Annotated in this window: 15 protein-coding genes; 2 read left to right on the top strand and 13 right to left on the bottom strand. The window is 34.8% G+C overall.

The features are described 5' to 3' along the window. Nucleotides 1-196 precede the first annotated feature (196 nt). From AC23MB_RS02175 to AC23MB_RS02115, 13 genes are all read right to left on the bottom strand, one after another. Entirely contained in the window at nucleotides 197-2,686 is a 2,490-nt protein-coding gene (locus tag AC23MB_RS02175) for a polysaccharide biosynthesis tyrosine autokinase (RefSeq protein ID WP_313026878.1), read from the bottom strand. Nucleotide 2,687: 1 nt separating this feature from the next. Next, on the bottom strand, nucleotides 2,688-3,563 hold the full coding sequence (locus tag AC23MB_RS02170; protein ID WP_374328923.1) for a polysaccharide biosynthesis/export family protein: 876 nt from the start codon (nucleotides 3,561-3,563) through the stop codon (nucleotides 2,688-2,690). A 28-nt stretch (nucleotides 3,564-3,591) separates the two neighbouring features. Next, nucleotides 3,592-4,701, bottom strand: a complete 1,110-nt coding sequence (locus AC23MB_RS02165; protein ID WP_487786423.1) for a glycosyltransferase family 4 protein — start codon at nucleotides 4,699-4,701, stop codon at nucleotides 3,592-3,594. Between the two features lie 203 nt (nucleotides 4,702-4,904). Next, entirely contained in the window at nucleotides 4,905-5,912 is a 1,008-nt protein-coding gene (locus tag AC23MB_RS02160; protein ID WP_487786422.1) for a glycosyltransferase, read from the bottom strand. A gap of 5 nt (nucleotides 5,913-5,917) precedes the next feature. Next, nucleotides 5,918-6,988: a formimidoylglutamase gene (locus AC23MB_RS02155; RefSeq protein ID WP_312322001.1), complete on the bottom strand. Its 1,071-nt coding sequence runs from the start codon at nucleotides 6,986-6,988 to the stop codon at nucleotides 5,918-5,920. 40 nt (nucleotides 6,989-7,028) lie between these two features. Next, complete coding sequence (locus AC23MB_RS02150; protein ID WP_312322000.1) at nucleotides 7,029-7,490, bottom strand: heme-binding domain-containing protein; 462 nt, start codon at nucleotides 7,488-7,490, stop codon at nucleotides 7,029-7,031. Then, the gene (locus tag AC23MB_RS02145; RefSeq protein WP_487786421.1) at nucleotides 7,487-9,142 is read right to left on the bottom strand and encodes an Ig-like domain-containing domain; all 1,656 of its coding nucleotides are present in this window, start codon (nucleotides 9,140-9,142) and stop codon (nucleotides 7,487-7,489) included. Before AC23MB_RS02145 ends, AC23MB_RS02150 begins: the two co-directional genes overlap by 4 nt. A gap of 68 nt (nucleotides 9,143-9,210) precedes the next feature. After that, entirely contained in the window at nucleotides 9,211-10,488 is a 1,278-nt protein-coding gene (locus tag AC23MB_RS02140; RefSeq protein WP_487786420.1) for a serine hydrolase domain-containing protein, read from the bottom strand. 164 nt (nucleotides 10,489-10,652) lie between these two features. Beyond that, the gene (locus AC23MB_RS02135) at nucleotides 10,653-11,591 is read right to left on the bottom strand and encodes a 2-hydroxyacid dehydrogenase (protein WP_487786419.1); all 939 of its coding nucleotides are present in this window, start codon (nucleotides 11,589-11,591) and stop codon (nucleotides 10,653-10,655) included. A 51-nt stretch (nucleotides 11,592-11,642) separates the two neighbouring features. Next, nucleotides 11,643-12,164 (bottom strand): acyl-CoA thioesterase, encoded by a 522-nt coding sequence (locus AC23MB_RS02130; RefSeq protein ID WP_312324248.1) that lies wholly within the window; start codon nucleotides 12,162-12,164, stop codon nucleotides 11,643-11,645. A gap of 3 nt (nucleotides 12,165-12,167) precedes the next feature. Continuing rightward, nucleotides 12,168-12,806, bottom strand: a complete 639-nt coding sequence (locus tag AC23MB_RS02125) for a hypothetical protein (protein WP_487786418.1) — start codon at nucleotides 12,804-12,806, stop codon at nucleotides 12,168-12,170. 114 nt (nucleotides 12,807-12,920) lie between these two features. Then, entirely contained in the window at nucleotides 12,921-15,035 is a 2,115-nt protein-coding gene (locus tag AC23MB_RS02120; RefSeq protein ID WP_487786417.1) for a TonB-dependent receptor, read from the bottom strand. 210 nt (nucleotides 15,036-15,245) lie between these two features. Then, nucleotides 15,246-15,638: a DUF2752 domain-containing protein gene (locus AC23MB_RS02115; protein ID WP_487786416.1), complete on the bottom strand. Its 393-nt coding sequence runs from the start codon at nucleotides 15,636-15,638 to the stop codon at nucleotides 15,246-15,248. Between the two features lie 273 nt (nucleotides 15,639-15,911). Here AC23MB_RS02115 and AC23MB_RS02110 point away from each other — a divergent pair, with 273 nt between their 5' ends. Further along, the gene (locus tag AC23MB_RS02110) at nucleotides 15,912-18,674 is read left to right on the top strand and encodes a bifunctional aconitate hydratase 2/2-methylisocitrate dehydratase (RefSeq protein ID WP_487786415.1); all 2,763 of its coding nucleotides are present in this window, start codon (nucleotides 15,912-15,914) and stop codon (nucleotides 18,672-18,674) included. 374 nt (nucleotides 18,675-19,048) lie between these two features. Beyond that, nucleotides 19,049-21,319, top strand: a complete 2,271-nt coding sequence (locus AC23MB_RS02105) for an aconitate hydratase (protein ID WP_487786414.1) — start codon at nucleotides 19,049-19,051, stop codon at nucleotides 21,317-21,319. Nucleotides 21,320-21,368 lie beyond the last annotated feature (49 nt).

Raw genomic sequence — 21,368 nt, 5'->3', positions numbered from 1 at the left:
ACTCTCATATTCTTTTGGGATAAATTCTCCCTAAAAATTGCTGCAAATATAACACATTTTTAGGTTAAGAAACCTCTTAAAGTTTCGTTAAAAATAATTGAACTACATTAAAATAAGTTAATTAAATAACGAAAAAATGAAATATTATTATTAGCAGAACAAAATAATATTAATCTAGAGCATTAACCTAATAAGACTAATCCCTTCTGAAAATTTTTCTTATTTGGTTTCTTACCTTAATAATTAGAGGCTCTTTATAGTTGACATCATCTTCAAAATACCCATAACCATAGCCGTAACCATAGCCGTAGCCGTAACCATAGCCTTGTTTAATTTCATAATCGTTATATATAAGTCCAATATTAGAAACCTCTTGTTTAGCTACTTTATCTTTAATCATATTTAACATATACTTTTCGGTATATTCATGTCTAACTATATATATCGTAGCATCCGCAAATTTGATCAACTCGAACGAATCTGCAACTAGTCCAATTGGTGGCGAGTCAATAACAATGTATTCATATTGTTTTTTTAACTCGTTTAGAAGAACTTCGTTTCTTCGCCCTAGTAACAATTCTGAAGGATTAGGAGGAATAGGTCCCGATGTTATTACATCCAAACTTGGAATCTGGGTACTATTTACAATTTGCTCAAGAGTCACCTCGCCTGTTAAATAATTAGAAACCCCGTTTTTATTAGTAAATTTAAAATCACCAAAAATTTTAGGTTTACGGAGATCCATTCCTACTAAAACAGTTTTCTTTCCACTAATTGCTAACACAGTAGCCAAATTCATAGAATTATAGGTCTTCCCTTCTCCACTTATTGATGAGGTTATAAGTATAATTTTACTCTCTTTTGTATCATCAAGTAAAAACTTTAGATTTGATCTGATGCCACGAAAAGACTCAGCAATCGAAGATTTTGGTCTATCCAAAACACTAAGACTACTATCTTCAGTATTTTTTCCGATAACCCCCAGAAGAGGTATTTTGATCACAGACACGATTTCTTTAATATTTCTCACTCGATTATCCAACACTTCAGATACCGCTATTAGAAGCAATGGAATAAGCAACAAGCCTCCAATAATTCCGTTTTGGGTCATTTTAATATCTGGAGCTATTGGACCTTGTCCTAGATTTTTGGCCTTATCAATAATTGTTAAATTACTTTTATTAGAGACAATTCTCATTTGAGCTTTTGCCTGCTCACTTAACAATGTATTATAGGTAGCTTCAATAATATTATATCCCCTTTCTGAGTCAAGAAACAATCTCTGCTTCTCTGGTAATGAATAAAGCTCAGAATCAATTTTTTGAACCTGAGAATTAAGATTACTCAACTCCTGATCAAAAGTTGAATAATATTGACGTAGACCATTAGTAGAGTTAAGTCTTGCTTCATTTATTAATCTATTAATTTCTCGCATTGGTTCAGAATTAGGCGTATAGATTGTCGCCATCTCTCTTCGCTTTGCATATAAGGCTTTGAGCTCAGAAACGGAAGCTGAAAACACACCGTCCTCAATACCAGCAGAACTAATGTTAATAATTTTTTCAATATTATTAGAATTCACAACATTACGCACTTGATCTAAATTTTTCATTTTAGCAAGTAGCTCTGCTCTCTTACTTTCTAAATTTTTAAGTTCTGCGAATGTCTTGGAGTCAAGATTTGTCATATCGTACAGCTTATTATCTACCTTAATTTGATTAAGATTGGCCGCACTCGAATCTAATTTTTTCCTAACTTTTAAAATATTTTCTGCTAAATAATCTAAAGTATTTTTGTCAACCGTGTTCGTATCTTCCAATCTTTTTTTAATAAGCTCTTCAATAGCTATATTTAAAAACCGTACTGTACCATTTAGATTATACCCGCTCTTGCTAATAATCATTATACTTGGTAGTTCTGGGTCAAAACTTACGGATAATGTAGATACAATGTTTCCAACTGATTCGCTTACAGATTTAAGAGTAACATTAATATTTTCATAATTAATAAGTGGTGGATTAGGATTTTTTTCCAGCTTAAATCTTAAGTTTGGAGATGTGTACCATTCATCTATGCCGATAATTTTATTAGCGGGACGTTTATAACTCCCAACTCTTTCAACCGCCTCTGTCGTATAGTTATAAAGAGTTATCGCATGTCCTTCTTCTGGTAAAACAATCTCATATTTATCATGTCCTTTAGGGATAATTGTGATGGGATAATTAGTCTGTTGAAGATGCGTCTTATCAATTCTAAGAATAACAGGTGAGTCATCTTGATCTAGATAGGTTTGCTTAATAACCCCTTTAGTAGTGTAGGTAGTATAAAGGTCTAGTTTATTAACCAAATACTCATTAAGACTTCGGGACATTAATATTTTCTTAATATAAATACCATCTTGATTGCCATTTTGTCCCCAAATGAAATTAATTGATTGATTGGGTGTAAAGTAACTTGCTGTATTATTGGAAATACTTAAAGTCAGATTAGAAGCGTATACTCTTTGTGCATAATATTTACTATAAAAATATGAAATCGCATAACCTAACATACCTAAAATCACAAACCAATACCAATTTCTCAATAATCTATTAAGAAAATTTATTGGATCAAACAGATTAAAAGACTTTGATTTAACGTCCTCTTCCGCTGGATTGTCGTATGTTTTATTCTTTTCAGGAATCATATTATAATTTGGTAAAAATCAAATAAATAGACAATACGGTCGTTAACAAAGTAACACCTGTCGACAAACTCTGCAATGGTTCTTTTCCAAAACCATACATACTTTTTTTATTAGTACTTAACAATATCATGTCGCCATTTTGCAACCAAAAATAAGGAGAATTCATTACATCTTCCCGAGTAAGATCAAGTCGAACGCGCTTCATTCCCTCAGGATATTTCCTAACAAGTACAATATTTTTTCTATCGACAGTTCTATTAAGACCATCATTAGTTGAAATAGCTTCCAAAATATTAAGCTGCTGCACATGTGCTTTTTTTGCACCAGTCAGACCAACTCCTTCCATATCACCAAGGATAAAATAGTTAATCCCGTCGATATTTAATCTAACTTCTGATTTGCCTTCAAGAAAGTTTTCATTTACTTTAATTTGTATCTCTTGCCCAATATCTTCTAAAGTTCTACCCTCTGCTTTCACAAATCCAATTCCAAAAACATAAATATCACCTTTGGAATCAACTTTCAACCCATTGAAGTAAAACCTAGTATTACCAACCGTTTGACCGGATGCTCCTCCTGAAGCACTAATTGTAGTAGTTGGATTTTGATTTACACTTCCGCTACCAGATTCGCCCCCACTTGAGCTAGTATTGAAACCTGAATAAAATTGCGCTGCATCACCTTTAGGTGTTGTTACAATATTCAGTGCCAAAATATCATTCTTTGTTATACGATACTCTTGTATGTTATAAGGAACCAAACCTTCCTCATTTAATACTAAACTAGGATTAGGCTGCAAATACGTAATATCCTTTCTCGAAACACAAGAAGATAACAACAAGACGGGTAAGAGCAGATATAAAAATATTTTTTTCATTATTTAAAACATTCACAAAATTAAATATTTATTTTAACATTTTTTTTAATATAAAAGGTAAAAAAGAACACATCAATCCAATTATAAATACCAAAGCAAAAAGTAAATTTAAATCTTGGTGCCTTAATAGGTAGACAATTCCAATCACTATTAAATAAACAATACAAATGCTGAATGTTGCTTGTTTATGACTCAATCCTAAATCTACCACTCTGTGATGAAGGTGATTCTTATCAGGCTTAAATAACGACTGCCTTTTTATTAATCTTATTAAAATCACAGAAAAGGTATCTGCAACTGGTAATATCAATACAGACAATGCGATTACAGGCGCGCTTACCAAATGATAATGAGGCTTAAAATAATCGCCCTTATCTATAAAAATATCAATGAAATTAATTGCGGTAAAAGCCAATAAAAACCCTAAAATCATGGAACCTGTATCTCCCATAAAAATTTTCTGATTCCGTTGACTAGAGAGATTAAAACGTAAAAAACCTAGAACAGATCCAATTATAATGATACAGAATACTACCAAAGGAAAGTTATATTCGCCAAGACGATAAAAACTAACCGCAAACAAACCACTAGACAACACACTATAACTTCCTGCTAGTCCATCAATTCCATCAATCAGATTGAAAGCATTTATCAGTATAATAAATGTTAATATACTGAAGAATACACTGAAATAATAGTTAAGTTCGTCAATACCAAACAACCCAAAAAAACTCCGTATCCTCACATCGGAACCAACGACAACTAGCACAGATACAACAATCTGAGCTAATAATTTTTTATAAGCACGCATCACGACAATATCATCAGTAACACCAATATAAAATAAAATAACTAATGAAGCGAACAAAAATTTGTATTGGTCAAACAATTCGTAGGCAAAAATTGGAGCACAAACACCGAGTGCAAAAAATATCGCAATTCCTCCAAGGTTGGGGATTTTTCTTTGATGAGACGACCGCATTGTTGGCTCATCCATCAAATTTTTTCTCCTAGAGATTTTAATAATTGCTGGAACCAAAAAATAGGTCAACAAAAATGATATTGAAAATCCTAAAACCATCTTCAAAATAAAGACGGATTCAAAACTCATATTTTGCACAAAACCTAAGTTGTCCATGGGCAGAATTCGTAATTTTTTTTCATCGCGTTGTGGGTGAAAAACTCTCTAAGGAATGCTTCTCAGCGCAAAAATACTAATAAATAGCAAATAACTTCAGATTAGTTTTAAAAACATTTCAACCATTACTCTCAAATATTATCATTAAACATTAAAACATTTCAAAATATTGAACTAAATGTTATTTTTGTAAAACAACAGCACTATTTAGATAATTTCGAAATAATTGTTGTATGCAAACTTACGGGTACAAAAAATTGAATTAAATAATAAAATCGCTTCGTTATTGGCAAGCTAGAAAAGTAATTTTCTCCAAATCTTTTGTAAGCAAAAACATCATTTCGTGATATTTGACGTTCCTTTATAAAAGTTGAAAGTGCATTTCGCATTTGCAGATAAGTCGACTTGTCTTTCACAAAAGCCAAATAAGCCAAAAAAGAATAAACACCTTCTAGAATCTGGAAATTCTTAAGCTCAATTGTTCGGTTAGAAAAACTAGAATTTTTAAAAGCAACTTCAACATCTTTAACAGCGTTAAGAATATCAAGGCCTTTCAAAGTATGTGTTTTGGTTATCGAATCGGTGCGTTCGAGATATTGATAAAGGAAATTCTGAGTTTGTGCAATTGTTTTGGAATTCAACAAAAGCTGTGGAATTAACTGTATATCCTCGAAATGAATTCCTTTTTTAAAATTTTTATTCGAAAACAAATCAGCTCTAAAAATTTTATTACAAGCAAAATAACTCAAATCCGAAAACACAGAAAAATGCTCGCTCAAATCAATTTTCTCTGGCATATTTGGGATTTGCGTCAACTTTTGCGTCACATGTCCGTATTGATCAACTTTTTGCAAATTACAAATGACCATTTCAGCATTGTGTTTTTGCGCCAAATCATACATTTCTGCAAACATATCTTCCGCCACATAATCGTCACTATCCACAAACCCAATATATTCGCCAGTGCAATGTTTTAATCCAAAATTTCGGGCTTCACTAAGGCCTCCATTTTCTTTTGTAAAAGCTCTAATTTTTTCAGGAAAACGATTTGTAAAATCATCGATAATCTGTTGCGAATTATCTTTGCTACCGTCATTAACAATAATAACTTCAATGGCGGAAAGTTGTTGACTAATTAACGAATTAAGACATTTTTCAAGGTAAATTTCAACATTATAAACGGGAACAATTACCGAAACTTTTGGTCGCATATTTTTTATTTTCTAGTAAAACGTTCGCCCAAATAACCTCTTTTTGCCTCCTCAAAATCCGATCGCGAACACGGAATTAAATTATTAGAATCTTCATCTTCCCCAAAATACCAAAGATTCCTAAATGTATCACGTTGGAAAGCATGACTTTCTTCGCCAACCATCACCCAATAAGTTTCGAATTTTCGTTCTTTAGGATGTGATCGCTGGATATTGATTCCTTCTATCAAATACCAAATCATTTGCGCCAAAAGCTGATGATTCATTCGGTCGTCAGAATAAATATTAAAATTAAAAATACCAACAGATTTCAGGTTTTCACTAAGACCGATTTCCTTCATATAAGCACAAATTTCGCGCTTATTAAGTCCGTTAACTTGAGGATTTATCGAGAAAGGATCCATGCCGCTTTCGATGGCGTCACAATTAATCGTTACTAAATCTGTTTTTCTAAAAAAAGGTTCGGTGCGCTCTGTAGAATTCATCATTTCAGCCAAACGAATAACATCAAACTGAACTTCTTTTATCAATTTAACAGAATCTAATTCGTTAAGATGTTTTTGATAACCAAGGTGATGATAATTCTGAATTTCGAAGTTTTTGGAACCCAAAATTTTACTTAAAAAATTGCGCTCATTGATTTCGTCACCTTGCGCCAAAGACACAACGTTATTGATTTGCGTATAATTTATCTTTTTATAATGAAAATCTAAAGCGGCATAAAGTGAATAAGAGAAATCTGTAGAACCGCCAACCACAACTGGAATCGCGCGTTTGTAATGACAAGCAGAAAGCACTTCTTGCAAAATATAATGCGTGTCTTCTAGACTTTTACCAGACACCAAATCGCCCAAATCCACCATCGGAATTTCAAAATCCAATTTTGACAACCTGTAAAACTCACGACGAACATTCATAAAATCCTGAACCTCAGCATCACCGCGCGCACCACGATTATCTGAAACAAACAACAACACAATGCTGTCTTCCAAAATTTCATTTGCGATATGAGCGCCCAATTGCCATTCTTCAGTTTTTATGGGTTTTGGAGCAATGATAAAATCTTCAAAATTCATGTTTAGTTTTATTTACGGTTGGTGATTTGATAGTAAAATTTTATTTTTCTTTTAAATCTTTAAGAACTTCACGGAAAAAATTTGCCATCAACTCTCGATCTGTCTTACTAAGATTAGCTTCGGGATGCTTTGAGATATACGCAGGCAACGGCATTGTATAATTTTCCACTGTAGTACTACTTTTCTCCATCATCCCCTCTTTTTGGAAAGTATTATAAGTCCCCCATTTGGAAAAATTAAGGCGCTCGCGACCTTCCGAAACGTGATCTTTCACCATCCACGAAATTGGCGCTACATAAGCATAATCTGGATATTTAACCTCGTTAGAATGACAATCGTAACAAGCCGCAATTATCAAATTCTTGACACGCGGACTCACTTTATAATTATCTACAAAATTCTCCTCTTTTTTGATAGGTTCATTAACTCTATCAATCGGAATTAATTGTATCAAGCCAAATATTACAATTACAACAATTAAAATTCTTAAAATCTTTTTCAATTCCCTTGTGTTTCAGCGTTAAGATCCCACTTTTCGTTAATTTCCCACATCGGTCGTATATTAACTTTAGTCATCGGATTTTGATCTTTTCCTTTTTTAAATAAATAAGCATCCTCCGCATATCGATTCTCCGCAAAGGAAGCGGTTTCCCAATAAGCATCATCGTTATTATCCACCAAAATACGAAGAAAATAATCACCAGGTTTTAAGTTTTTAAAATAGACAACATTCTCCTTAGTGTATTGTTGGTATTGGACATCGCCTTTTTCATTCAGCATTTGTACCCAAAAATGTGACGTCGGCGCATTGGAAATTTCAAGTTTAAAAGTTCCAAAATCTGTAGGTTTTCCGATTTCGAAATCGAGTCGATAAGATTTTGCGATAGATTTATAGAAAGATTTTACACTTTCTTTTGGAATGGAAAGTTGATAAGATTTCCCAGCTTTAAAATCAGAATTAATGATAATATCCTCGCTATTCGCCTTAGAAATATTTGCCGTAAAATTTTGCGAAATACTATCCGAAGTCAATCTCCATTTGTCCGATTGAATTTCTGACACTGGAAAATTAGCTTTAATTTTAAATAATGTATTTGGCGCTAAAACTTTGTCTGATCCACTTGCTAAAGTCATTTCCGCTCTTGGATCATTTTTATAATAAACCGAAACAGAATCTGTTTTAACAACAGTTTTTGAAGCTAATTTTATGTTATCACTTTTATCAATACCTATGTTTTGCGCAATTGCATCAAACCAAACAAACACCGAATCCGACTTTGGACGATGCGTGACCTTGTAATCTTTGAGATTGGCCGACGCAGAAGTTACCTCAACATTCTCAGGTTTTCCTTCATACAACAACATAATGCCGCCATTTGTCTGTTTGTATTCTTTATATTTAATAGGCGGAACACTTGGATAAAGTTTCAGTTTTGTCCCAGAAATATTTTTCTTGTCTTCGATAACAACATCATCTTTAGAAAAGGCAAATTTTTCTTTTCCATTATCAAAAATAGAATTTCCATTTTGATCTTCAAAAGCTAGAATTTTATATTTTCCTGGTGATAAATAATTAAGTTCAAAATAACCATCTGGATCAACATTCGTAATATAGTAAGGTTTTTGACGATAGTCCATCGAGTCTTTAACCTGATAAAGTCCTACAACATAATTAACGTCTTTATCTTCAGATTTTTTTTCACCGAGTGCATCCACCAAAGTTCCACTTAGATAATTATCTTCTATCTCTGGACCTGTAGAAAAAGCATAATTAAAATACGGTAAAACGTTAGCTTCATTAAGGTCGTTAATCGCATTCCCGAAGTTGAAATTGTAAGTCGTGTTTTCTTTAAGCGTATCGCTCCATTGGATCATCAAAAATTTTGTTCCAAGATTAGCGGGCAAAATCTTTTTGATATTCTTAATAGGGGGTGATATAATTAGGTTTTTGTTAATATCTTTTAGCTTGATATATTCATCAAACTCAATGCGCAATTCTTTAGTTGTCACAGGCACATTAACACGTGTTGTATCGATATTGCTAAACAACATTTTTGGCGGAATTGTATCTTTGGCGCCGCCGTTAGGAGAACCAACGCGCGCGCAAGACAGCATCAACAAACTGATGAGGAAAAGAAAAAAAATCTTCTTCATTATGGTATTTATACTGCAAAAATAAAAAAACTAAAACGGAAAATGCGTTTTAGTTCTCTATATGATTTTTATTCTGAATAATTCGTGTTACTCACATTGACAGAATCTGCATTTTCGTTGGTTGGTTTGTCGCCATTCATAACTTTATTAAGTTTTTCAATCTCAAAAGGAAACGGCTCGAACAAGCCTGACAAAGCCATTGCCGAATAAACACGCTGCGAATATTTGTTACCGATAGCGATTATCGTCACCTTAGATTTTAAAAGATGAACAAAAACTGCATTACTACCATGCCACCAACCATTATGATAGGTCAGTTTATTATTTTCGTCAAAGATTTTCATTCGGAAACCTAAACCGTAATTATTAACGCCAGCTTTTTCATTGCTGTAAGGTTCAAAAATTTTAGCTTTTAATTCTGGTTTCAAAAAGTCTTTAGAAAACATTGCAGTCGAAAATTTTAATAAATCTCTTGGCGTTGTGTAGACATTTTTATCACCGTAGATTAGGTCAAAACGATCTAGCGGATATAATCGATTTTGTCCATTATAAAAGGTTTGCGAAGCCGTCGGAATATCTTTTTCTTCAAAAATAAAAGAATGCTCCATGTGCAAAGGCTTGAACAAAATCTCTTGCATCGCCTCAGGGAATTTGGTCTCTGTCACTTTTTCAACAATTAAAGCCAACATCGCAAAGTTCGTGTTACAATACATAAAACCTGTATTGCTAGGACGCGCCAATTCTGGTTTGTCACGTTCCAAAATATTAAGAACATCTTGGTTGGTGATAAATTTCTTTTGCAGTTCAGCAGGCGCGGGTTTTACAGATTGGTCAAAATGCTCATATTTCGGAAGTCCGCTACGTTGCGACAACAAGCTAAAAACTGTAATATTAGGATACGGAAATTTTGGAAAAAACTTGGTTAAATCATCTTCGAGTTTCAACTTTCCAGCTTCAATTAATTTGAGAACCGCCATCGCTGTCATCGTCTTACTAACCGAAGCGACATGAAGCGGCGTATCTTTATCAATCGGCATTTGCTCATTTTCTCGTCCAAAACCTCGGTATTTTTCAACCAAAATCTCGTCACCTTTTGCCACTAAAAAACTTCCGCTAAGATTTCCGTTTTCCCAAACTGTTTTATAGTAATTATCGATTTGCGAAACGATTTGATCTTTGTTATCAAGTTGTCGATCCTCGTCAGTGAAAACTTTATCGAGTTTGACATTAGAATAATTGGGTAATTTGCTTTGATAAGCTTCTTTTTCCGTAGGTGAATTATCTTTTTTACAACTAAAAAATAACATCGACATCACTAATAAAAACACACCTTTGGAGTTCTTCATTGTTCCTTACATTTTTTCAATTAACAGAATCGCTAAATTATGGATTTGTACAAAGAAATGACGCACCCGAAAATGTTATTTTATGTTAAATTAATTACAAAAAAAGAAGCCTAAAAATGATTTAAGCTTCTCTTGATTATTATTAAAATGAAGACTTTATTCTATTAACTATTATAAAGTTTCAAAATTTTATCAACGATAAATTGCGCTAATTTTTCTTTGCTTTGATGCGTCCAACCAGCGATATGTGGCGTTACGATGACATTGTCAGAATTTAATAAATATTTTAAATCATCATTTTCAACATCTAAATTTTCGAAAGAAGATTTCTCGTATTCCAAAACATCAAGCGCAGCAGCTTTTACTTTTCTAGATTTAAGAGCTTCAACCAAAGCCGAAGTTTTCAGATTTTTACCACGTGCTGTGTTCACGAAATAAAAATCTTTTTCCATTTTATTAATGAAATTTTCATCAATTATATAATGCGTCAACTCCGTCAACGGAATATGAAGACTCAAAATATCCGCGTGTTTTTGCAATTCATCCAAACTAACTTGTGTTGCAAATTCATCCGACAAATTTGGTAAAATATCATAAAAAATAACTTCAACACCAAAACCCGACAATCGTTTAGCAACTGCTTTTCCCATATTTCCGTAGCCGATGATTCCGAAAGTCTTGCCTAAAATTTCGTCGCCACGATTTTCTTCACGAAGCCAAATTCCGTTTTTAACTTCGTTTGACGCAATAAAAAGACGATTCATTAAAATCAACAACATACCCAAAACATGTTCTGCAACAGAATCTCGATTGCCTTCGGGAGAATTAATTAATTCAATATTTAAAGCTTTGGCAGTTTCACAATCGATATTTTCCATACCAGCACCAACGCGCGCTATAAATTTCAAATTTTTAGCTCGATTCAGAAAATTAGCATCAATCGGAATTCTGCTTCTAATAATAATGCCGTCGTAATCATTTATTTTTTTTAAAACCTCATCGTATCTCGAACTAAAATCTTCGTCCAAAACAAATCCTTGCGCCAATAATTGTTCGTCAATTAATGGATGATTTTTGTCTAATAATAAAATCTTTGCTTGCATATCTACCTCATTTTTAATGATAAAAAAACGGAAGATAAATCTTCCGTCGTATTATATTTCTCCAGCGAATAGCTTTTTTAACTCGACAGAATCTGTCGCTTTCATTCTTCCAGAAAGGATTAATGACAATTCTTTTCTACGAAGCGCCGCATCAAATCTCTTAATTTCTTCTTCCGTTTCTGGCTCTAATGCAGGAATCGGAACTGGCTTGTTAAACTCATCAACCGCCACGAAAGTGTAAATACCTTCGTTAGTATGGATTTTTCTTTGGTTAATCGGATCATCCAACCAAACATCAACATAAATCTCCATCGATGTTGAAAATGCACGCGTCACTTTTGATTCCAAAACCACAATCCCCGCTTCAGGAATCGGATGGTTAAACGAAACGTGATTAACAGAAGCCGTTACCACACGTCTTTCGCAATGACGAGCCGCCGAAATTGAAGCACAACGATCCATTTTGGAAAGCAATTCTCCACCGAAAAGATTTCGCAACGAGTTGGTTTCGTTAGGCAAAACGATGTTCGTCATAACCGTAAGCGACTCCGCTGCTTTTTTTGATTTTTGCATATATTATTTGCTTGTATTGTTAATTGGTCGCGATAAAGAATCGTTTTTAATCGAGTCGCTCGGTTTTATACCCAACGAGTCGACAACGACAGGTTTAGTTGGTTGTTTTTCAATCTTTGAAAGTTCAACACTTTTGAAAGAAGATTTCCCAAACAGTTGATCTTTTTGGGTAAATGCAACGTACAAAATGCCCGCAATCGGAATAACGACTAAAAATGTCCAAAGAATAGATTTATTAAATTTGTAATCTTCATCGAGGCTTGGCATTAACTGCGGCGCATGGGCGCCAACTCTCGGCACTTCAATTTCTTCGAAACCGTAAAAGTCGTTTGCTGCAATTTGAGAATCTGCAACAAAGTCGATTTTCCCTGCAAAGTTTGTCCATTTACCAATACCTGCAAGATCGTAATTTCCTTTTTCCAAAAGATCTTTTAGAATTTGCGATGACAAACCATTAAATTGATTATCAGCCTTTTGACCACGATCAAGATTAAAAATTAATTCCTTTTTTGGAGGCAGAATTTTATCATTCTGAACATCCAATTCAGCATGTTTAGTGATAAGAGAAAGCATCCCCAACCCTGCTAGCTCAAGTTGACCTTGAGCATTAAGAACCTGTAAAATTTGCTGTGCAATGTCCATAATATGCAAATTTATAATTTTATAACAGGATGGCAAATTAATTAGTAATTTATAAAAACAAAAACACCCCAAAATTTTGAGATGCTTTTGCAGATATATTTAATTATTGTTTAATTATTTGAACTTTAAAGAAACTCCAAACATAAAGTTGACACCAGCTTGTGCGTAATAATAAGGTGTATCGCCATACACAAAACCATTGTTAATATATTTTTGATCAAAAACATTATTCACCAAAAGCTTGAATTCTGCCGTTGTTTGTGGCAACTGTAATGTAAACTTTGCATTAAAATCTGTCAAGAAATAATCTTTAATTCGGTAGTTTTCGTTTTGAGTATTATTCAAATATTGTTTTCCGACATATTGATTGGTTAAACCAATTGTAAAAGCATCACCGAAATTATATTGCAATCCCAAATTCCCGATAATAGACGGTGAAAAAGAGGTTTCTGCATCTTTAATAATGATAATAGCATCTTCTTTTGAGGCATTAACTTCTTTAATTTTGTTTTTGCTTAAACTTAAGTTTGCATTAACTCGGAAGTCTTTCGAAACATTCGCCAAAGCGCCCAACTCGATACCAGCACGGTAACTTTTGTCAACATTTTGACGGATAAAATTTCCAACATCATTAATAACGCCCGACAATACCAATTGATTTTTGTACTGCATATAATAAAGATTCGCTGAAAAAGATAACACCGATCCAAATTGTTTTTCTAGACCAAGTTCCCAATCTTGTAAAAATTCGTTTTTAGTATTTGGGTTTTCTTGTAAGTCAGCACGATTTGGTTCTCGGTTTGCGATGGCGTAAGATAAAAATAATTTACCACCATTTATCCTGTAATTAACACCAGCTTTAGGATTAAAGAACGTCCATTTTTTGTTTAAATCAAAACTTTCGCCATCACCTTGTTGAATGTTTTTTGCATCGTAAGTCACATTTCGCAGTTGCAAATCCCCAAACAATTCGAAGTCATTAATTCTGTAAAGTCCTTTAACAAAGCCAGAAATTTCATTCTTCACCGTTCTATTTCGGTAATACTCATGCTCATTAATTTCTGGAAAGAAAACACCCGACACATTCCCGAAATGTCTTCCGTAATATTGGTTAGCAACAACACCAATATTGATGTCTGCATTTTCATATTTACCATATAAAGTTGACACTGCGCCGTAGAAATCGTTATCTAACCATTTCTTTCTAATAAAATCTGAGCGCTTAATCTCTGAGCCTTCAACGAAAATATTCGGTAAGTTATATTTTGAAAACTTAGCCTCTTGTTTGTAATTTTCATAATAACCTTTTCCTTTGGTGTAATGTAAAGTCGTTTCAAGATTCCAATGATCATTAAAAGTCTGCTCCCAAAGTAATTGATAGTGATTTTGTCTATAATTGTCAGTTTCGTTATTGTAGAAACCAGTTATAGTTTCCCCATTTGCATCATAAATCGCCCCGGAATAATTATAACGTCTATCCATCTCATACATCGATTTATCAATACCATTCCATGCTTGATAAGTTTTTTCTTTCCCACCAAAAGCCATCAAACGAATTCTCGTTTTACCCTCTTCAAATAAGGCAGCAAAACTGTAGGAATTAAGATCGGAAAATGCGCGATCAATATAACCATCCGAATGGATCTTGGTGTAACGTCCCATCAATGACAATCGGTCTTTCCAGAACTTTCCAGAACCTATTTCGGCAGAATATTTATAGGTATTAAACGAGCCATAACTGTCATCGGTTTTTACATAAAATTCTTTTTCAGGATCTTTAGAAACGATGTTAACACTCGCTCCAAAAGCGGCAGCTCCGTTTGTGGATGTCCCAACACCACGCTGAATAACAATCTGTGATGCCGAACTTGTCAAGTCCGGAACGTTAACAAAGAAAGTCCCTTGACTTTCGGAATCGTTGTACGGAATACCATTCATCATCACATTGATACTTGTCCCAGCAACACCACGAATTCTAAAACCTGTGTAGCCAACGCCATTACCAGCATCTGAAGTTGACATAACTGAAGTTTGATTTTTCAATAAAATGGGTAAATCTTGTCCAAGATTTTTGGCATCAAGATCTCTCTGAACATTGATAATTTCTTTAGAAACTGGTAGTTTTTTGAAAACACGAACTTGCTCTATCTCCTTGATTGTATCTTGCTTGGATTGAGCAAAACTGAAAGCTCCGATACTAAGAGCCGATAAAAAAATAAATCCTTTCATTCTAACACAATATTTGTTGGAATAAAAGGATGCACCAAACAGCCAAGCCGTTTATATTTCCCTTGGCAGCATTACCCGCCCAGGTTCTTAGGGTATAATCTCAGCCTTTCTAGGGCACCCCTTTTTCCGTGTTGCAAACTTATGAAAAATAAATTTGATTTTTTGAAGATTTGTTAATGAAATTTTTAAAAAAAAGCTTGGTTTAAAAAACTAAATTGAATTAATGAATACGGTGTAAAATCCTGTGTTTCTAACAACAAAAAACATTAAAACAATAATTAAATAAATAAGAATACTTTTAAACCCAAACAACAAATTGTAAAATTTCGAATACTTTGTTTTTAAATCAACAATCTGAAAAACAAGAAAAATCAAAAAAACGGGAATCGCGACTACAAAAAGCGGATTCAAAACAAAAGCATTACTACATTGCCCATGTAATAATTGATGAAAAGCGCGCTGACTACCACAACCAGGACAATCGTATTTAGTTATAGCTTTAAATGGACAGTTAATCGCCCAACCAGAATATGCTGGATCTATAAAAAAGTAAACCAACAAAACACCAGTTAATAATACGCCCAAAAACCACTTAATTTTCATTTTCCAAATCATAAATCAGCGAATATTCGCTAAATATTTTTTACGATTTCCAAACTCACACCAATTAATAAAACACTAACCATCAATTAATTACAAACAAAAATAAGAAAATATAGATAAAAACTAATTGTACTTATTTCAAAACTGAATGAATAAAGTTTATAAAAAGTATAAAAAATCGTATTTTTGGCTGCAATTTATAGAATAATTTAATAATCAACTGAATTCACTTTTAGTTTTAAATAAAATTACAAGCAAAAGCTTCTACATATTATGAGCGTTTATACAGATTATCTTCAAGAGATTGAAGAAAGAAAAGGTCAAGGTTTGCATCCAAAACCAATTGACGGAGCAGAACTTACAAGCGAAATCATCGCACAAATTAAAGATTCCAACAATCCGAACAGAGCGGATTCTATTCAGTTTTTAATTTACAACACACTTCCAGGTACGACGCCTGCTGCGGGTGTAAAGGCTAAATTTTTGAAAGAAATTATTCTTGATGAAACTGCAGTTGCGGAAATTACACCAACTTTTGCGTTCGAATTGTTGTCGCACATGAAAGGTGGCCCGTCTATCGAGGCTCTTTTAGATTTGGCTTTAGGAAACGATGAAGCAATTGCAAAACAAGCTGCTGAAGTTCTTAAAACTCAGGTTTTCTTGTATGACGCCGATACAGCGCGTTTAGCAGATGCTTATAAAGCTGGAAACGCGATTGCAAAAGACATTCTTGAAAGTTATGCAAAAGCAGAATTCTTCACAAAACTTCCAGAAGTTGCTGAAGAAATTAAAATCGTAACATTCATCGCTGGTGAAGGAGATATTTCTACTGATTTATTGTCGCCAGGTAACCAAGCGCACTCGCGTTCTGACAGAGAATTGCATGGGAAATGTATGATTACGCCAGAAGCTCAGGAGCAGATTCGTGCGTTACAAGCACAACATCCTGATGCGAGCGTGATGCTTATCGCAGAAAAAGGAACTATGGGTGTTGGTTCTTCTCGTATGTCGGGCGTTAACAACGTTGCACTTTGGACAGGGAAACAAGCATCACCTTACGTACCTTTCGTGAATATCGCACCGATTGTTGGTGGAACGAATGGTATTTCTCCGATTTTCTTAACGACAGTCGATGTAACTGGAGGTATCGGAATCGACCTTAAAAACTGGACTAAAAAAGTAGATGAAAACGGAAACGTTGTTCGTAACGAAAATGATGAACCTATTTTAGAAGAGGTTTATTCGGTTGCAACAGGTACAGTTTTAACCATAAATACGAAGACTAAAAAATTATACAACGGCGACCAAGAATTAATTGACATCGCTCGTTCTTTAACACCGCAAAAAATGGAATTCATCAAAGCGGGTGGTTCTTATGCGATTGTTTTCGGAAAGAAAATTCAAACTTTTGCAGCACAAACTTTAGGTGTTGAAGCGCCAACAGTTTTTGCTCCAGCAAAAGAAATTTCAATAGACGGTCAAGGTTTAACCGCTGTTGAAAAAATCTTCAACAAAAATGCTGTTGGTGTAACGCCAGGAAAAACATTACACGCAGGTTCAGACGTTCGTGTAAAAGTAAATATCGTTGGTTCTCAAGATACAACTGGTTTGATGACAGCTCAAGAGCTTGAATCTATGGCGGCCACTGTTATTTCACCGATCGTTGATGGAGCTTACCAATCTGGATGCCACACCGCTTCGGTTTGGGACAAAAAAGCCCAAACCAACATTCCTAAATTGATGAAATTTATGAATGATTTTGGGGTGATTACAGCAAGAGACCCGAAAGGTGAATATCATGCAATGACCGACGTTATTCACAAAGTTTTGAATGATATTACGATTGACGAATGGGCAATTATCATCGGGGGAGATTCGCACACGAGAATGTCGAAAGGTGTTGCTTTTGGAGCCGATTCAGGGACTGTAGCTTTGGCTTTGGCGACTGGTGAAGCGTCTATGCCAATTCCAGAATCTGTGAAAGTGACTTTCAAAGGTGAAATGAAACCGTACATGGATTTCCGTGACGTGGTTCATGCAACTCAAGCGCAGATGTTGAAGCAATTTGATGGTGAAAACGTTTTCCAAGGAAGAATTATCGAAGTTCATATCGGTACTTTATTAGCCGATCAAGCCTTTACATTCACTGACTGGACGGCGGAAATGAAAGCGAAAGCGTCAATCTGTATTTCACAAGACGATACTTTAATTCAATCTTTGGAAATTGCGAAATCGCGTATCCAAATCATGATTAATAAGGGTATGGATAACAAAAACCAAGTTTTACAAGGTTTAATTGATAAAGCCAACAAACGTATCGAAGAAATTAAATCTGGTGCTAAACCAGCTCTTCAACCTGATGCAAATGCTAAATATTATGCTGAAGTTGTTGTAGATTTAGATATCATCAACGAGCCAATGATTGCCGATCCAGACGTAAATAATGCTGATGTTTCTAAACGATACACGCACGATACCATTAGAGACCTTACTTATTATGGCGGTGACAAAAAAGTAGATTTAGGTTTCGTAGGATCTTGTATGGTTCATAAAGACGACTTAAAAATCGTTTCTCAAATGTTGAGAAATGTTGAGAAAAAAGAAGGTGAAGTTAAATTCAACGCGCCATTAGTGGTTGCAGCGCCTACTTACAATATTATCGATGAATTGAAAGCAGAAGGCGATTGGGAAATGCTCCAAAAATATTCTGGATTCGAATTTAATGACGATGCGCCGAAAAATGCAGCTCGTACAGAATACGAAAACATCATGTATCTGGAGCGTCCTGGATGTAACCTTTGTATGGGTAACCAAGAAAAAGCGGAAAAAGGAGATACGGTAATGGCGACTTCTACGCGTCTTTTCCAAGGTCGTGTGGTTGAAGACCGAGATGGTAAAAAAGGTGAATCTTTATTAGCTTCTACTCCTGTAGTTGTTCTTTCAGCTATTCTGGGTAGAATCCCGAATATCGAGGAATACCAAGATGCTGTTGAAGGTATTAACTTAACGAAATTCACACCGATTTCTTGTCACTAAGAAATCTTGAATACATATAAAAGACTGCTCAATTTGGGCAGTCTTTTTTGTTTAAAATAAAGAACTTCTATGAAGCTTTCTAAGCTTCGTTTAACCTTGCGATTAAAAAACATCTCACTAATTTCATTCAAATCTAAAAATTGTTCCGATAGGTATTTTCAACTAAAATTTGGGGTTGATGGCATAAAATTTTCATCCTAATTAAGACTTTTAAAATTGATTTCAATTCAAAATATTAATGTCAGATTGTCTTTTTTGATTCTTATTTAAAATCAATATTAATAACAGTCTGAAACCGAATAAGTTCTAAATTATCACTAATTTTAGAAGTCGATTTTAAAACATTTCAAAGTATAATATTAAAAAATTAAAGTATGATTTTTGACCTTGATATGATCAAAAAAGTGTACGAACGTTACCCAGAAAGAATCGCTGCTGCGAGAAAAGTTGTGGGAAAACCTTTGACACTTGCTGAGAAAATTCTTTATGCACACCTTTGGGAAGGTAACGCAACACAAGCTTATGAAAGAGGAAACTCGTATGTAGATTTCGCACCAGACAGAGTGGCGATGCAGGATGCTACGGCGCAAATGGCGTTATTGCAGTTTATGCAAGCTGGAAAAGCGAAAGTTGCGGTTCCATCTACAGTGCACGCCGATCACTTGATCCAAGCGAGAGTTGGTGCTGAAGCAGATTTACAAGAAGGAATTAATAAGAACTCTGAGGTTTTCAACTTCTTAAGTTCTGTTTGTGATAAATACGGAATCGGTTTCTGGAAGCCAGGAGCAGGGATTATTCACCAAGTGGTTTTAGAAAACTACGCTTTCCCTGGTGGAATGATGATTGGTACCGATTCGCACACAGTTAATGCAGGAGGTTTAGGAATGGTAGCCATTGGTGTTGGTGGTGCAGATGCGGTTGACGTAATGGCTGGAATGGCTTGGGAACTGAAAATGCCAAAACTTATTGGTGTTAAATTAACGGGTAAAATGAGCGGATGGACTTCTGCAAAAGACGTTATACTAAAAGTTGCTGGTATTTTAACCGTAAAAGGTGGAACTGGTTGCATCGTTGAATATTTCGGTGAAGGTGCAGAATCTCTTTCTGCAACTGGAAAAGGAACAATTTGTAACATGGGAGCAGAAATCGGTGCTACGACTTCTACTTTCGGTTACGATGATTCTATGAGAAGATATTTGGCTGCAACAGGAAGACAGGATGTTGTAGATGCTGCCGACAAAATCGCAGAACATTTAACCGGTGACGCAGAAGTTTACGCAAATCCTGAACAATATTTCGATCAAGTTATTGAAATCAATCTTTCTGAATTAACTCCACACCTTAACGGACCATTCACGCCAGATTTAGCAACACCAGTTGCTGAATTTAGAGCAAAAGCAGAAGCTAACGGATGGCCTTTGGAAGTTGAATGGGCATTAATCGGATCTTGTACCAACTCATCTTACGAGGATTTATCAAGAGCGGCTTCAATTGTTGAAGACGCTGTTGCTAAAGGAGTGAAACCAAAAGCGATTTTGGGAATCAACCCAGGTTCTGAGCAAGTGAAATTCACAGCGGAAAGAGATGGTTTCTTGGATTCATTTAGAAAATTCGAAAACGCAAGAATATTTACCAACGCTTGTGGACCTTGTATTGGACAATGGGATAGAGAAGGTGCTGAAAAAGCTGAGAAAAACTCAATTATTCATTCTTTCAACAGAAACTTTGCAAAAAGAGCGGATGGAAACCCAAATACACACGCTTTCGTAGCTTCTCCAGAAATGGTTGCGGCGGTTGCAATTTCGGGTCGATTAGATTTTAACCCAATTACAGATACCTTAACGAACGAAGCTGGTGAGCAAGTGAAATTAGACGAGCCAAAAGGTTCTGAACTTCCTGCAAAAGGTTTCGCAGTAGATGATAACGGTTATCAAGCGCCGTCTGAAGATGGTTCTAATGTACAAGTTGTTGTTAGTCCAACATCGGATAGACTTCAGTTGTTAGAAGAATTCCCAGCATGGGACGGATTGAACATTACAGGAGCTTTTGTATTAATTAAAGCTTTCGGAAAATGTACAACCGACCATATTTCTATGGCTGGACCTTGGTTGAAATACAGAGGTCATTTGGATAATATTTCGAACAATATGTTAATTGGAGCCGTAAACGCTTACAATATGGAAACCAACAAGGTAAAGAACCAATTAACCGGTGCTTATGGTGAAGTTCCTGCAGTAGCAAGAGCTTATAAAGCAGCAGGTGTTCCTTCTATTATTATTGGTGACGAAAATTACGGCGAAGGTTCTTCAAGAGAGCACGCTGCAATGGAACCGAGACATCTTGGTGTGAAAGCAGTTTTGGTAAAATCTTTCGCTCGTATCCACGAAACTAACCTTAAAAAACAAGGGATGTTGGCTCTTACATTCGCTGACAAAGCGGACTATGACAAAGTAAGAGAAGATGACGTTGTGAATTTCTTGGATTTGGACAAATTTGCCCCAGGAAAACAATTGACTTTAGAATTTGTTCACAACGATGGAACTAAAGATATCGTTATGGCAAATCACACGTACAATGAGCAACAAATTGATTGGTTTAAAGCGGGTTCAGCATTGAATTTAATTAAAAAAATGGAAGCGAATTAATTTAGTTTTCAATATAAAATGAAACCACTCCGAATTGGGGTGGTTTTTT

It is taken from the genome of Soonwooa sp. T0.1_25 (genome assembly GCF_057652215.1).
This window is presented reverse-complemented; position numbering and strand designations above follow the sequence as displayed.

Excerpts from the sequence above, each read along its gene's own strand:
- AC23MB_RS02120 (WP_487786417.1), bottom strand. The coding sequence starts at position 15,035 with ATGAAAGGATTTATTTTTTTATCGGCTCTTAGTATCGGAGCTTTCAGT.
- AC23MB_RS02140 (WP_487786420.1), bottom strand. The coding sequence starts at position 10,488 with ATGAAGAACTCCAAAGGTGTGTTTTTATTAGTGATGTCGATGTTATTT.
- AC23MB_RS02135 (WP_487786419.1), bottom strand. The coding sequence starts at position 11,591 with ATGCAAGCAAAGATTTTATTATTAGACAAAAATCATCCATTAATTGAC.
- AC23MB_RS02110 (WP_487786415.1), top strand. The coding sequence starts at position 15,912 with ATGAGCGTTTATACAGATTATCTTCAAGAGATTGAAGAAAGAAAAGGT.
- AC23MB_RS02125 (WP_487786418.1), bottom strand. The coding sequence starts at position 12,806 with ATGGACATTGCACAGCAAATTTTACAGGTTCTTAATGCTCAAGGTCAA.
- AC23MB_RS02170 (WP_374328923.1), bottom strand. The coding sequence starts at position 3,563 with ATGAAAAAAATATTTTTATATCTGCTCTTACCCGTCTTGTTGTTATCT.
- AC23MB_RS02115 (WP_487786416.1), bottom strand. The coding sequence starts at position 15,638 with ATGAAAATTAAGTGGTTTTTGGGCGTATTATTAACTGGTGTTTTGTTG.
- AC23MB_RS02105 (WP_487786414.1), top strand. The coding sequence starts at position 19,049 with ATGATTTTTGACCTTGATATGATCAAAAAAGTGTACGAACGTTACCCA.
- AC23MB_RS02145 (WP_487786421.1), bottom strand. The coding sequence starts at position 9,142 with ATGAAGAAGATTTTTTTTCTTTTCCTCATCAGTTTGTTGATGCTGTCT.
- AC23MB_RS02175 (WP_313026878.1), bottom strand. The coding sequence starts at position 2,686 with ATGATTCCTGAAAAGAATAAAACATACGACAATCCAGCGGAAGAGGAC.
- AC23MB_RS02165 (WP_487786423.1), bottom strand. The coding sequence starts at position 4,701 with ATGGACAACTTAGGTTTTGTGCAAAATATGAGTTTTGAATCCGTCTTT.
- AC23MB_RS02130 (WP_312324248.1), bottom strand. The coding sequence starts at position 12,164 with ATGCAAAAATCAAAAAAAGCAGCGGAGTCGCTTACGGTTATGACGAAC.
- AC23MB_RS02155 (WP_312322001.1), bottom strand. The coding sequence starts at position 6,988 with ATGAATTTTGAAGATTTTATCATTGCTCCAAAACCCATAAAAACTGAA.
- AC23MB_RS02160 (WP_487786422.1), bottom strand. The coding sequence starts at position 5,912 with ATGCGACCAAAAGTTTCGGTAATTGTTCCCGTTTATAATGTTGAAATT.